The sequence below is a fragment of the Thalassotalea insulae genome (assembly GCF_030161395.1).
GTDB classification, from domain to species: domain Bacteria; phylum Pseudomonadota; class Gammaproteobacteria; order Enterobacterales; family Alteromonadaceae; genus Thalassotalea_E; species Thalassotalea_E insulae.
In genome coordinates this window covers 1893514-1906676 of the sequence record NZ_BSST01000001.1, presented here as the reverse complement: position 1 = coordinate 1906676, position 13163 = coordinate 1893514, and the positions used below count along the sequence as shown (strand labels likewise).

Annotated in this window: 14 protein-coding genes; 1 reads left to right on the top strand and 13 read right to left on the bottom strand. The window is 41.4% G+C overall.

The window, feature by feature from the left end:
• Positions 1-148 precede the first annotated feature (148 nt).
• On the top strand, positions 149-367 hold the full coding sequence (locus QQK06_RS08670; RefSeq protein WP_284244266.1) for a hypothetical protein: 219 nt from the start codon (positions 149-151) through the stop codon (positions 365-367).
• Here the strand turns inward: QQK06_RS08670 and QQK06_RS08665 are convergent.
• The 13 genes from QQK06_RS08665 to QQK06_RS08605 form a co-directional block, all read right to left on the bottom strand.
• Positions 364-1410, bottom strand: a complete 1047-nt coding sequence (locus QQK06_RS08665; protein ID WP_284244265.1) for an acyltransferase family protein — start codon at positions 1408-1410, stop codon at positions 364-366. The two genes, QQK06_RS08670 and QQK06_RS08665, sit on opposite strands and share 4 nt — an antisense overlap.
• A gap of 177 nt (positions 1411-1587) precedes the next feature.
• Complete coding sequence (locus QQK06_RS08660; RefSeq protein WP_284244264.1) at positions 1588-2361, bottom strand: substrate-binding periplasmic protein; 774 nt, start codon at positions 2359-2361, stop codon at positions 1588-1590.
• A gap of 82 nt (positions 2362-2443) precedes the next feature.
• Positions 2444-4543, bottom strand: a complete 2100-nt coding sequence (recG, locus tag QQK06_RS08655) for an ATP-dependent DNA helicase RecG (RefSeq protein ID WP_284244263.1) — start codon at positions 4541-4543, stop codon at positions 2444-2446.
• 24 nt (positions 4544-4567) lie between these two features.
• Complete coding sequence (gene trmH / locus QQK06_RS08650; RefSeq protein ID WP_284244262.1) at positions 4568-5275, bottom strand: tRNA (guanosine(18)-2'-O)-methyltransferase TrmH; 708 nt, start codon at positions 5273-5275, stop codon at positions 4568-4570.
• A 26-nt stretch (positions 5276-5301) separates the two neighbouring features.
• Entirely contained in the window at positions 5302-5691 is a 390-nt protein-coding gene (locus tag QQK06_RS08645; RefSeq protein ID WP_431313642.1) for a RidA family protein, read from the bottom strand.
• A 14-nt stretch (positions 5692-5705) separates the two neighbouring features.
• Positions 5706-7814 carry a bifunctional GTP diphosphokinase/guanosine-3',5'-bis pyrophosphate 3'-pyrophosphohydrolase gene (gene spoT, locus QQK06_RS08640; RefSeq protein WP_284244261.1) on the bottom strand — a complete coding sequence of 703 codons (2109 nt, stop codon included), beginning with the start codon at positions 7812-7814 and terminating at the stop codon, positions 5706-5708.
• 169 nt (positions 7815-7983) lie between these two features.
• Positions 7984-8265: a DNA-directed RNA polymerase subunit omega gene (gene rpoZ / locus QQK06_RS08635; protein ID WP_284244260.1), complete on the bottom strand. Its 282-nt coding sequence runs from the start codon at positions 8263-8265 to the stop codon at positions 7984-7986.
• Positions 8266-8319: 54 nt separating this feature from the next.
• Positions 8320-8949, bottom strand: a complete 630-nt coding sequence (gene gmk / locus QQK06_RS08630) for a guanylate kinase (RefSeq protein ID WP_284244259.1) — start codon at positions 8947-8949, stop codon at positions 8320-8322.
• Positions 8950-9067: 118 nt separating this feature from the next.
• A complete protein-coding gene (locus QQK06_RS08625) occupies positions 9068-9427 on the bottom strand; it encodes a hypothetical protein (RefSeq protein WP_284244258.1) in 360 nt (119 codons plus the stop codon).
• A 33-nt stretch (positions 9428-9460) separates the two neighbouring features.
• Positions 9461-9832 (bottom strand): hypothetical protein, encoded by a 372-nt coding sequence (locus QQK06_RS08620; RefSeq protein WP_284244257.1) that lies wholly within the window; start codon positions 9830-9832, stop codon positions 9461-9463.
• A gap of 18 nt (positions 9833-9850) precedes the next feature.
• The gene (locus tag QQK06_RS08615; RefSeq protein ID WP_284244256.1) at positions 9851-10465 is read right to left on the bottom strand and encodes a LysE family translocator; all 615 of its coding nucleotides are present in this window, start codon (positions 10463-10465) and stop codon (positions 9851-9853) included.
• 29 nt (positions 10466-10494) lie between these two features.
• Positions 10495-11028 carry a GNAT family N-acetyltransferase gene (locus QQK06_RS08610; protein WP_284244255.1) on the bottom strand — a complete coding sequence of 178 codons (534 nt, stop codon included), beginning with the start codon at positions 11026-11028 and terminating at the stop codon, positions 10495-10497.
• Between the two features lie 66 nt (positions 11029-11094).
• A complete protein-coding gene (locus QQK06_RS08605; RefSeq protein WP_284244254.1) occupies positions 11095-13128 on the bottom strand; it encodes an RCC1 domain-containing protein in 2034 nt (677 codons plus the stop codon).
• Positions 13129-13163: the final 35 nt, after the last annotated feature.

Below are 13163 nucleotides of genomic sequence, written 5' to 3'. Positions count from 1 at the left end.
CACAGTGTTTAAAAATTATCGCTAGTCTACCGTATTTCTTAGTAATAATTAACTATTCAGATCAAGATATCTGACAGTAATGAACTTTTAACTAAAAAATTTTTCTAAATGCTCGGGTGTGATAACAATAACTGGAGTATTAAGGAAAATGCCATCTAATAAAATTATACAATTGCTACTGATTTTATTGACAATATCAGCGTGTAGTTCGAAGGAGTTATATGATGCGGGTAAGCAGAATCGTCAGTCTTACTGTCGGGAATATGTCGGTCCGGAGTATGAGCAATGCCTGAAAGAAATTAACAACAAAAGTTATGAAGACTATCAGCGGGAGCGTCAGCAGGTCATAAACGATAAAACAAATTAGCGAGTTAAGAATCTTTGCTTAAGCCAGTTATTCAATGGCTTGGCTAATTTAATTTCAATATATTTATGTAACATAAAGGCGATAAATAACATCACACCAATAGTGATAATGACCATTAACTGAATATTGTCTTTATTTCCTAAGGTATTGAAAATTATATACCCTAAGTGCTGATGTATCAGATATAAAGGGTAGGTCAAAATTCCCAGATAGTAGCACCAGGATTGGCGTAACGGATTATTCTGGCAGAATGCTGTGAGACAAAATAGCGCAAAAAATAAAGTATTTAATAATACGATAGTTGTACTGTTAAAGTGGAGTTGAAACCATTGTCCCATTAAGTCACCAAACAGCACCGATTGCTTCAGTACGTAGCAGTAAGCAAGAACTAACAGAGACATGCGATACCAGTTTACGCCATCACGTTTTAATAAATAAAAGATACAACCCGTAGCAAAGTAGCCACTCCAGTGAGGAAACATCGCTGTGAACATATTAATATTGCTTGCCCAAGGTGTGTATAGCGCGATTAGACTTAACGCTAATACCAGGGCGATAATATGCTGAAAATGTTTTAACCAACCAAGTAATAATAACGCTAGTATAAATAAGTAAAATTTGAGTTCTATATAGAGTGTCCAATAGGCGCCGTCGATGGGTTTATAGTTTAACGCTTCATTGACCATAGTTGTATTGGCAAAAAATTGTGGCCAACTGACAGAAAAAACTTCTCCTCCCCAAAAAACGGTGACAATACTGGTGATGATTAATGCAGCCCAGTAAGCCGGAAACAAGCGTACAAAACGAGAGATCAGAAATTTTTTAGCACAACCATCAGCGACGCTCATAAAAATAACAAAGCCGCTTATGATAAAGAAAAAATTGATGCCCATATAAGCATATCGGGTCGCTACCCTTAAACTCTCAAAATCTGCGACAGGTGCATAGCCCTCCATTACTGCGGTATAGGTGTAATGAAAAATCACCACGCCCAGTGCAGATAAAAAACGCAGTAAATCAATTTCAAAAAATCGCGTATTCATTGTTAATATCGGAGTGCTTAAGTATTGTTAATTTAATGTTAAATCTACAGGTAGATAGCAGTAAGCACTAGTGATTTTTTGCTATAAGTAAAGAGTATTTTGATATAAATCAGGTGATTGAGTAATGCTCATGGCTGTCGAGTCAGTGGTCGAACAGTGTCACCTCGAAATAAAAGGTTAAAACTGATTTGCGGTTAGATGGTAGGTTTCCATCAGCTGGGTGAAGCGGCCAGATTCTATTAGCTTTGTTAAGCCGACATTAAATGTCTGTATCAATTCTTTTGCATTGGGGTGACTGTTGGAAATACCTATCACAAGTGGCAAAGCGTGTTTTAAACAGCCAGCTTTTCTGATTTGATGGGTTTCATTTCTCTCCGTTAACAGATGTGACATCACCGCTTCGTGCTCAAGTAATATCTCGATACGCTGTTTGAGTAACAACTGGACATTGGTTTTGGCAGCGATATCTCCGGTGCGAAAAATAATATTAGCCGCCTTGGATTTTTTGGCATTACTGAGAAATGCATCAAATGGACCGCCATCATAACCATAATCGTCTACTACATTGACGGTCACCGGACTTAAGTCTTTAATATCGGTATAACGCCATTTATTTTGCCGGTTGACGAAAAAGCAAGCTCGCGAATAAGTTAACGGCATGCTGTTAATGAATCGATCACTGATTGTCGGCGCATAAATACCATCTATTTTTCCTTGTTCTGCTAAGATCATCGCTCTATTTAACGGTAGTAATAATGACGTTAAATTAACGTTAGCGTGTTTGAGAATGTCTTTTGAGGCGTCAACAAGAAAACCGTGGCTGATTTGCTTGCCTTGAATGCAAATAAACGGGCACCATTCATCCGATGCCAGCTTAAGTTTTGTCTCGTCGGCTTGAGTAATAAAAGATGGTATAAGAATAACTAAGGCTAACTTGATGAAAAAATTCATATATCTGTGTAGCGATGGATTATTATAGCTAAGGGTAGTGAGTATTTTTGTGAAAAGCTATTGATAACGGTTAATCTGGACTTTATGCGTTGGAATAATGCTCACGGCTACCAAGCCAGCGATCGATAAGTGCCAGTGCTTTGTCAGGATATTGTTGCCATAACAGGTAAGCATGTTGCTGTACTTCGGGGATCAACTCGGCATCGCGTACCAGATCGGCAATTTTCAGTTCCGCCAGTCCGGTTTGTTTAGTGCCGAGCAGTTCTCCCGGACCACGAATTTCCAGATCTTTTTGCGCGATAACAAAGCCGTCGTTACTTTCTCTTAGTACCGCCAGGCGTTTAGTGGCGGTTTTTGATAACGGACTCTTATACATTAACACGCAATGAGAAGCGACTGAGCCGCGGCCGACCCGACCGCGTAACTGGTGTAATTGTGCCAAGCCCAAACGTTCCGGGTTTTCGATCACCATTAAGCTGGAATTAGGCACATCGACTCCGACTTCAATGACTGTGGTTGCCACGAGTAAATGCAGGTCACCAGCCTTAAACTCTTCCATGATCGCCTGTTTTTCCTGTGCTTTCATTCGGCCATGGACCAGACCCACTTTGAGTTCAGGTAAATGTTGCTGTAAATAAATTGCGGTATCTTCTGCGGCCTGGCACTGCAACACTTCAGACTCTTCAATTAAAGTGCAGACCCAGTAAGCCTGACGGTTTTCTTCGAGACAAGAGGAGCGAATACGGGCAACAACATCGTCACGGCGACTGTCAGGTAGTGCCACCGTTGTGATTGGCGTTCGTCCCGGCGGTAGTTCATCGATAACAGAGGTGTCAAGATCGGCGTAAGCCGTCATTGCTAGTGTTCTTGGGATAGGTGTAGCCGTCATAATCAACTGATGCGGATAGTTTCTATTAAATGCGCCTTTTTCTCTTAATGCTAGTCGTTGATGAACACCAAATCTGTGCTGCTCATCGATAATGATTAAGGTCAGCTTGTTGAATACGACATCATCTTGAAATAACGCATGAGTGCCAACCACCATTTGCATATCACCGTTAGCGATATGTTCGAGAGCCTGTTTACGTGCCTTGCCTTTGGTTTTTCCGGCGAGCCAGCCAACAGTAATCGCTAAAGGTTCAAACCATTGCTGAAAGTTAATCGCATGTTGTTCGGCCAATATTTCTGTTGGCGCCATTAATGCTACTTGATAGCCTTGGCCGATAGCGGTAATTGCCGCTAAGGCGGCGACTAAGGTTTTACCTGAGCCGACATCTCCCTGCACTAAACGCATCATCGGAATTGCTTTATTGAGGTCAGTACGGATCTCTTTTACCACCCTTGCCTGTGCATTGGTGGGAGAAAAAGGCAGCGACGCTAAAAATTGATCGTTAAGCGTTTGATCAATCGTTAATGGCATTGCCTGATGGGCGTCACTGGATTGTCTCAACTTGAGCATGCTGAGATTATGGGCCAATAACTCTTCTTTGATTAATCTGAGCTGGGCCGGATGTTTACCAGCCTCTAACTGCGTGACCGAAGTATCGGGTGTTGGTCGATGCATAAAGGCTAAGGCGTCGGCCAGCGAGTATGGCTCATTAATAAAGTCAGCTGGTAGTAACTCTTCCACCTGACCGCGTTTGAGCCGTTGCAGTGCTTGTTCGGTCAGGTTACGCAAGGTGATTTGTCTGAGGCCGTCTGTGGTCGGATAAACCGGGGTTAAAGTTTCTTCTACCGACGTTAAGGGCTGGTCTTGTTCTAATGCTTTGTATTCCGGATGGATGATTTCAAAGCCACGTGCTCCTCGCTGAATTTCACCGTAGCAGCGAATCGCTAAACCAATACTGAGATTGTTTTTTTGTGCGGCGGAAAAATGGAAAAAGCGTAAGTTAACTGAACCTGTGCCGTCATTCACTGTGACTAGCAGCATTCGGCGGCGTCCTTGAATGATTTGGTTTTGGGTAATTTCACCTATGATATTAGTATAAATGCCGGGTAAACAGTCTCTGATGGCAGTTACCCGGGTACGATCTTCATAACGTAACGGTAGGTGAAATAACAGATCTTGAACTGAAACCAGCCCAATTTTTTCCAGCTTCTGTGCCATGCTGGGGCCAACGCCCTTCAATGCAGAAATGGCGATTCGTGCGAGATTACCTAGTCCCTGTTGATTCGCTGACACCTTACTAGCCTATTGTTTGTGCACTTAATTATCCAGTTCTTGCCAGGCTTCTTGCGTCATTTGCATTTGCTGCCACCACTGCTGAGAAGCAATAATTTGTCCTTGCTCATCAATTTCAGGATAGGGCAAGCCTTTGCGTTGACAGGCCTGAGCAAAAATTGGGTGACCGCCTTCAAATAAAAACCGTTGGCGGCGTTGATAAGAAATGCTTGGTTTGTCGTACATACCGGCCGCTTTTCGCTGACGTTGTGCTTCATATAAGACTACGGCGTTTGCGACGGAAACGTTGAGTGACTGCACCATGCCAACCATAGGGATCACTATATCCTGATCGGCTAATGCTAATGCTTCTTCGGTGGCACCAAATTTTTCTTGGCCTAAAATAATTGCGGTTGGTTTGGTGTAATCAATTTCGCGAAAATCTACCGAAGTATCAGAGAGATTAGTGACCAATACCTGCATATTTTGCTGTTTTAATACCGCAATCGCGTCTTTAGTGCTGGAGTAGTTATGGACATCAACCCAGTTTTGACTACCAGCTGCACTACCACCGGAAACACGCATTCGCTCGTTTTTCCATACCGCATGAACATCACTGATACCTATGGCATCAGCGGTTCTGACGATAGCGGCTAAGTTATGAGTTTTATGCACACCTTCCATACAAACGGTAAGGTCCGGTTGGCGTTGATCTAGCATGGCATTAATGCGTTGTAGCCTTTCTGGGGTCATTCGATTTTCTCTATTGCTAAGCGCTATTAGGCAACGTTAGGTAATTCCATTACGCCATCGATTTCGATAGCAACATCTTTGGGTAAACGTGCTACCTGTACCGCCGCACGAGCTGGGTAAGGCTGTTCGAAATACTGACTCATGACTTCATTCACTGTAGCGAATTGACTCAGATCCATTAAGAAAATATTGACCTTAACCATATCGTTTAAGTTACCACCTGCGGCTTCACATACGGCAGATAAATTTTTAAAGACCTGATGTGCTTGCTCGGCGAAATCATCAGAAATGACTTCCATGGTTTCAGGCACTAATGGAATTTGCCCCGACAGATAGACGGTGTTTTTTACTTTCACGGCTTGGCTGTAGGTGCCAATTGCGCTTGGTGCATTTTCAGTATTAATAATAGTTTTCATAATTTTCCTTTAGATTACTTGTTACGGACAACGCGTTGAACGTCAACCATCACTTTAATTTTACGAATAATATCGGCTAAATGGATACGGTTGCGACAGGTAATTTCCATATCAATTACATATAAGCCAGATTCTTTTTCGCCTGAATTCAAGGTATGAACGTTAGAATCACATTTGGCGACCACATTGGTTAATTTAGCCAGCGCTCCTTGGTGATTGACGATTTCAATTCGTAATTTAGCGATAAAGTCACGATCGATATCACTGTCCCATTTCACTGGAAATAATTGACTTTCCTGAGAGCCTTTGATGTTACGACAGCCTTGCTGATGCACCATCAAACCTTTACCTGGGCTTAAATAAGCGAGTATGCTATCACCAGGAATTGGACGACAACATTTACCATAGTTGACTAACATGCCCTCAGTACCTTTGATTGGCATTTTAGTTTTACTGGTGGAGTGATTTAGCACGCTGTCTTCAGTGAATTCATCGGTAAGACGACGAGCGATACCTATGCTTAACGCGTTACCCAAACCGATATTAACCAGTAAATCATCAAAACTGCTATTGCCGGTTTCTTTCACTACCTGCTTAATTTTTTCCTGGCTAATATCGTCGAGTTTTGTTTTGCCTAAAGCGTGACTGAGCAATCGTTTACCTAATGCGTGAGATTCATTTTGTTCTTGCGAGCGTAAATATGTCCGAATTTGTAAACGGGCCTTCGCAGTAACAACAAAGTTTAGCCAAGTGGCATTTGGTCGGGCAGCAGACGAAGTGATAACTTCTATGGTTTGTCCAGAATCTATCGGTTGACTTAATGGATAAGGTTTTCGGTCAACTTTTACCCCAACACAGGAATTACCGACATCGGTATGGACCGCATAAGCAAAATCGACTGCTGTTGCTCCCATGGGTAATTCGATAATGCGGCCATCAGGAGTAAATACATAGATTTCTTCAGGGAATAGGTCTGATTTTACATTTTCAATAAATTCAAATGAGCTACCGGCACTTTGCTGTAGTTCCAGCAAGCTTTGCATCCAGCGGCGAGCTTTCATTTGTGCTGTGGTGCCACCGTCATCATTACTTTGTTTATAAAGCCAGTGAGCAGCAACCCCTTTATCGGCCATTTGATCCATGTCTCGGGTTCTGATTTGGATTTCCACTGGGATACCGTGCGGGCCAATTAACGAGGTATGTAATGACTGATAACCATTGGTTTTTGGGATGGCAATATAATCTTTAAAACGAGTTTCGATTGGTTTAAATAAATTATGGACGGCACCTAGAGCGCGATAACATTCATCTAACTTGTTATCCACTATGATGCGAAATGCATAGATGTCCATCACCTCGTTAAACATTAATTCCTTGTTTAACATTTTACGATAAATCGAAAACAGATGTTTTTCTCGGCCAATAACCTGTGCCTCAATACCATGTTCTGTAAGGCGAGCTGCTATTTCTTCCTGAATATTGTTAATAATTTCTTTACGATTACCGCGTGCCTGTTTCACTGCTGATTTTAATGCTCGGGCACGCATTGGATGTAAGGCTTCAAAACCTAATACTTCCAGTTCATTTTTAATGTCGTGAATACCGAGACGATTGGCTATCGGTGCATAAATTTCGAGTGTTTCGCGAGCAATGCGGCGGCGTTTATCCGGCCGTAAGGCGTCTAAAGTGCGCATATTATGGGTGCGGTCAGCCAGCTTAATTAAAATGACTCGGATATCCTGTACCATCGCGAGCAGCATTTTACGGAAGTTTTCCGCTTGCATTTCTGCTTTATTATTAAACTTTAATTTATCGAGTTTACTGACGCCTTCTACGAGTTCAGCGACAGTGTGACCAAATAATTCCGCCAGTTCATCTTTAGTGACTGCGGTGTCTTCTATCACGTCATGGAGTAGCGCAGCCATCAAGGTTTCATGATCCAGATGCATTTTCGCGAGATTTAAGGCAACGGCTACCGGATGAGTAATATAAGGTTCACCACTTGAACGCATTTGTCCTTCATGTGCATCGCGGGCAACGATATAGGCTTGTCTTAATAGATCAATTTGTACTTTTGATAAATAACTGGAGACATGTGCTTTTAATGGTTCAAAAAGGTACACGCAATAAATCCCTTAGTGAATGGTGAAAATTATCTGCTTATAACTATAAGAATACGTTGAATCAGTATGAAAGCCAAACAGTTCACAGTGATACTCTGATACTAGTTAGAAAAAACGCGTAATTATACAGTGATAATTACGCGCTTAATAAACGAATATTAGTATCGAATTATTGCTGGTTGTTACCACCAACAATTGCAGCTACAGCAGCTAATTCAGCAGATTCTTGTTGAATTTGCTCATGACGATCTGTGTCGTCCATTACTTCAGTTGAGATCAACCCCTTTTCTATCTCACGTAAAGCTAAGACAGTAGGCTTATCATTTTCTAATTCAACCAAAGGTTCTTTACCACCCGTTGCAATTTGACGAGCACGACGAGATGCTATTAACACCAAGTCAAAACGATTACCGATTGCATCTACGGCATCTTCAACAGTTACGCGAGCCATTTGGTCACTCCAACGTTTAAAAATTACAAAATAGTTGCGTAGTTTACTATGTGCTTAATCGTTAGCCAATAGCTCTTTGAATAAAAGTTGATGATTTTGCACTTGTTGGCTACGTTTTAAGCGTTGATTGTTAACAATAGTGGTTAAATCAGCAAGCGCCTGATCAAAATCATCATTGACTATGATGTAGTCAAACTCCTGATAATGTGAGCATTCCGCCTTTGCTTGCGCCATACGTTCTTTTATCACTTGTTCGCTGTCTTGGCCTCGACTTGTTAAGCGATTTTCTAATTCTTGTTTGGATGGTGGGCTGATAAAAATGGTAGTAACGTCAGGTTTTTTCATTCGTACCTGTTGGGCACCTTGCCAGTCGATATCTAAAAAGACGTCAATCCCTTGTGCTAACTGTGCGTCAATTGCGGTTTCTGATGTGCCGTAATAGTTGCCAAATACTTCCGCGTATTCATAAAACTCTTTTTGCTCGATTTGCTGTTTAAACTTCTCAACGGTGACAAAGTGATAATGTTGACCGTTAATTTCGCCCGGGCGTGGATCACGTGTGGTGTGAGACACTGATACTTGCATTGCTCGTTCACTAGGCTGTTTTAACAATGCTGATATAAGGCTGGATTTTCCAGCACCACTTGGCGCGGAAAGGATAAATAAATTGCCTGGAGCCGCCACGACTTACCTCAGAGGTTGATAATAAATAGCGCACTATAGCCTAATTTCGTTGATTTTTCTCTATTGAGTGAAAAATTTACTAAGGCGTATTGTTCTGAGTCAGTCGGAGCCGTGGCGACTAATCACGTAATAAACGAAGAATTTCTTTCATGTTTTCTGTGACTACTAAGGTATGGCAATTGAGTGCTGTTATTTTGACTGGAATAAATGAGTCGCTGGTCGCGGCATACATCTTACCTGACCAAAGGTTTTCCTTTGTTTTATCAGTTTGCAATTCTTGGATTACGGTTAACCCGGCGGTATCAGGGTTGAGTTGATGACGTTCAACAGTGATTTGTTGTTTGCTTATATCAATAAGTAAGCTGGCCGGTTTTTGCGAATGTTTCCAGCTGCCGTTAATCTCACATGACTGGGCAAAAGTGTTAGCCGAGCATAAGAGCAGTAGTAAGGTAAAGGTTTTAACAAATTGGTTTTTCATGATTATCCTTAAATGTAATTATCAGCTAGGTATTTAAAATAGGTAAGCTTGATAAAAACAAATCGCGGCAATCAACCAGAAAAAGCACCAGGAAAAGTGCTTTCCTTTAGTAAAACCTGCGGATAAAAGTCCACTAAGTAGAAAAACGCTGGCTGTGATTACTAAAATTCCTTGTTTGAAGTTAACTGTAGGAGCAGCATAAACAATTAAAATACCGGCAAAGCCCCACCAGGCCAATGTCGTTAAGTGCCAGGCAAAACGTAGAGTGCGTTTGGTAAACCAGTCACTGCCAAGTAATCGTGGTAAATTATCACGGCGAAATAGTCGGATCAAAAGGTATTTTTCACCGAGATAAGAGTGGATAATGCCAATGGCAATTAAGAGTATACTTGCAAAAATTAACATCTGATTTTTATCTCGCTATCATTGTTCTGCTAATAATAAATTAGCGCCTGATAGGCCAAGAAATCCGGCACAGGCGCGATTAAATCGTTTCGCGGTTTTCGCTTGGGTAAACCAGTGACGTAAATAACGGCCGAATAAGCCATAGATAGTGATCGCGATTAACTCTAATAACAGAAAAATTGCGCCGAGCTGTAAAAACTGGTTATTAATATTGGCATTTGGATCGACAAACTGTGGTAAAAACGCAGTGAAAATTAAAATGGCTTTCGGGTTACCGGCTGCCAGAGTAAATTCTTGCCGGGCTAATGCCAGATAATTACCTGAGCTATTGTGCTCTGTTGCTGGCGCGGCGGTTGCGTGCCAAAGCTGAATGGCAATCCATAGTAAATAAGCAGCGCCGATAACTTTAATCATCAGGAAAATGGTTTCTGAGGCGTATAACACGGCGGCAAGTCCTGAAGCAGCGAGTACTATCATGATACTAAAGGCAAACAGTCGGCCAAATCCGGCAATAAGAGCAGTGCTTATGCCATAGCATCTGGCATTATTCATTGCTAATAAGTTATTCGGTCCCGGTGCCATGTTTAAGGCAAAACAGGCGGGAATAAAAATAAATAAATTGAGTAAATCCATGAGTTGATGCTCGTTGTGAATTATTGTTGTTATAAACAAGTCTTGGTATAGACAATAGTATTGTTTAACTCACCGGATGGTAATTGACTGTCACTGGGCAGAGTTGCCCGATATTGATAGCCGCAACGCAGAGCAACCGCCTGACTTTTTACGTTAGTTTCGGCGGCTTTAATTTCAATACACTTAGCATTAAGTTGTTCAAACGCGTGCTTTTCCAGTCTATACACCGCTTCAGTAATAAAGCCTTGTCCGGTGGCCGAGGTTTTCAGCCAGTAGCCGAGTTCAAAATAGCCCTGATTTTCATCTTTGATCAGCAAACCAATAGCGCCGATTAATTCACAGGTGTCTTTTTCGACAATAAAATAACGTAGCTCATGCTCAAAGCGGTTAAAGTTTTCAATTGCTTTTTTAATATCGTCGATCGACTGTTTTTCGGTCAATGCGTAAGGCACCCAAAGCAGAAATTGCTCCAATTCCGCCTTGCTTTCTCGAATTGCGGCTAACACCGCTGGCTGTAATGCCAGCGATGGTGGCTTTAGTATCAGTCGTTTGCTTTCTAACATAAGTAGTCTTGGCTAATGCTAAAGATAGATTTCTGATGAGTTATCTACCTTTAGCTGGTTTAATAGTTAGTTTGCATTTCCTGTGATTTGGTATTTCAAAGGAACAGGAGTACCGCCAAAGCCATTCCAGCCCCAGCAAACTAGTCCAGTATCATCTTTTGCACAAGAATAATGATAACCTACAGTAATATCTGTTGGATTTGATAATACTGGAACATCTAGTTCTCCATAATAATTATCGCCCCAACACGTAACGCCATTGTCATCAATTGCACAGGTATGTCTTGGACCGGCAACCACCTTAGTTGGATTGTTTAATTGAGGTACATTGAGTATATCTCTGGTTCTTTTTCCCCAACAATGTACTTGATTATCTGCGATTGCACATGCGTGGCTGTCTTCAGCTGTTAAGCTGGTTGGAGCATTTAATTCAGGTGTAGCGACATCAAAAGGTTTACCGTACATATCGCCCCAACACGTAACGCCATTGTCATCAATTGCACAAGAAAAAGTATCACCAGCAGCTAATGATATCGGATTAACCAACTCTGGAGAGTATTCTTTACCTTTTCTGCCATAACATTCAACCTGATTATTAGTAATGGCACAGACGGATGATTCTCCATACGGTTCTATTACGGTAACATTTGTCCATTCAGGTAAGTAGAGGTCTTTTGTTGTATAATGAGGAAATGAAGCTGAAAGATCAAATCCCCAACATCGAGGACCATTGTCATCTATTAAGCAACTTAGCATGTCATTGGCACTAATATATGTAGGGTTGCTGTACTCAGGTAATGTTGTCATATCAAGGTTATTCTCATCCCCCCAACATTCTAGAATATTGTCCTGGTTTTTTTTGGTACCAATCGCACAACTGATATTAAAACCTGAGGTTAGTTGTTCAATTGTTGCAAATTCTGGAGGATTGGTTTGATTGTCGTATTCATGACCCCAACAAGAAATGCCTTTGTCATCTATTGCGCAAAAACTATCGCGTGTGGCAGCTATTACTCTTGGGTTGGATAAATTGGGTATCAAGTCTGAAAATTTAGTATTTTCATAATGATCGAAGCATGTTACGTACTGTTCATTTACTTCGTTTGGCAACAAGACACAAATATCTTCATTAGTTTGAGCTAGGCTGGTGATATCGGAAAAATCATGTGATGCAAATACAATACCTGTTCCTGCTCTCCAGCAAGACATGCCTTCATTATTTAACGCACAGACGTTATCAAAATTACCACCAAAAATGGCGGAAATATTAGCAATAGGAAGTACCATTTGTCCGTAAAAATTATCAAAGCATCTAACGCCATTATCATCTTTTACGCAAAGAGCATTATCGCTTACTATAATATCGGTAGGGTTTGATAATATGGGCAGTTGAGGAATGTATTCTCCCCAGCATTGAACCCCTGTATCATCTAAAGCACAAGCAAACCTTTCTGAAATTGCAATTTTTTGCACATTATTGAGCTGTGGAACGTTATTAATCGGCTCTCTATTTCCCCAACACTGAGTACCGTTGTCATCAACAACACAATGATATCCGCCAAAATGTATTCCGCTATAAATGGCTGTCGGGTTGCTTACTTCGGGAGGTGTTGTTTCGTCACCCCAGCAATAAAGTTCATCGCCATTAGATTCTGCAACAATTGCACAATAGTGATTAAAGCCTGCGCTTAATTGTTTAAAATACGGAGAAACTGTGAGCTCAACGTTTGTAGTATTAGTGGCACCTTCGTTATCAGTTACTGTTAACTGAAAACTTAGTGTTTCGCTAATGTTGCCGGGAGTAAAAGTTAATTCTGCTTTGTCTGCATTAATTAATGTTACTGGCGTTCCTGAGGTTTGCGACCATGAGTATTGGGTAATAGTTCCATCGCTGTCTGTTGAGCTTGAACCGTTCAGTATGACTTCTTTTAAACCAACAACAGAAAAGTCTTGTTCAGACATCACCACGGCCTTTGGCGATTCATTTGGTGCAGGCAGTGGCGTCGGCGTATTAGTTGCTGAAGTACTGCCACCTCCGCCACAGGCTGTAATAAAGATCGTAATAATAAATATTGAAGTTAATCGGGTAAAAAATGACATTAGTATTTCCTTATCATAATTATTGTTATCCGTGG

What these genes read in the sequence shown, in the direction of transcription:
- QQK06_RS08645 (WP_431313642.1), bottom strand. Translation starts at nt 5,691, where the DNA reads ATGAAAACTATTATTAATACTGAAAATGCACCAAGCGCAATTGGCACC.
- QQK06_RS08615 (WP_284244256.1), bottom strand. Translation starts at nt 10,465, where the DNA reads ATGGATTTACTCAATTTATTTATTTTTATTCCCGCCTGTTTTGCCTTA.
- QQK06_RS08670 (WP_284244266.1), top strand. Translation starts at nt 149, where the DNA reads ATGCCATCTAATAAAATTATACAATTGCTACTGATTTTATTGACAATA.
- QQK06_RS08625 (WP_284244258.1), bottom strand. Translation starts at nt 9,427, where the DNA reads ATGAAAAACCAATTTGTTAAAACCTTTACCTTACTACTGCTCTTATGC.
- QQK06_RS08665 (WP_284244265.1), bottom strand. Translation starts at nt 1,410, where the DNA reads ATGAATACGCGATTTTTTGAAATTGATTTACTGCGTTTTTTATCTGCA.
- rpoZ (WP_284244260.1), bottom strand. Translation starts at nt 8,265, where the DNA reads ATGGCTCGCGTAACTGTTGAAGATGCCGTAGATGCAATCGGTAATCGT.
- QQK06_RS08610 (WP_284244255.1), bottom strand. Translation starts at nt 11,028, where the DNA reads ATGTTAGAAAGCAAACGACTGATACTAAAGCCACCATCGCTGGCATTA.
- QQK06_RS08620 (WP_284244257.1), bottom strand. Translation starts at nt 9,832, where the DNA reads ATGTTAATTTTTGCAAGTATACTCTTAATTGCCATTGGCATTATCCAC.
- QQK06_RS08605 (WP_284244254.1), bottom strand. Translation starts at nt 13,128, where the DNA reads ATGTCATTTTTTACCCGATTAACTTCAATATTTATTATTACGATCTTT.
- QQK06_RS08660 (WP_284244264.1), bottom strand. Translation starts at nt 2,361, where the DNA reads ATGAATTTTTTCATCAAGTTAGCCTTAGTTATTCTTATACCATCTTTT.
- trmH (WP_284244262.1), bottom strand. Translation starts at nt 5,275, where the DNA reads ATGACCCCAGAAAGGCTACAACGCATTAATGCCATGCTAGATCAACGC.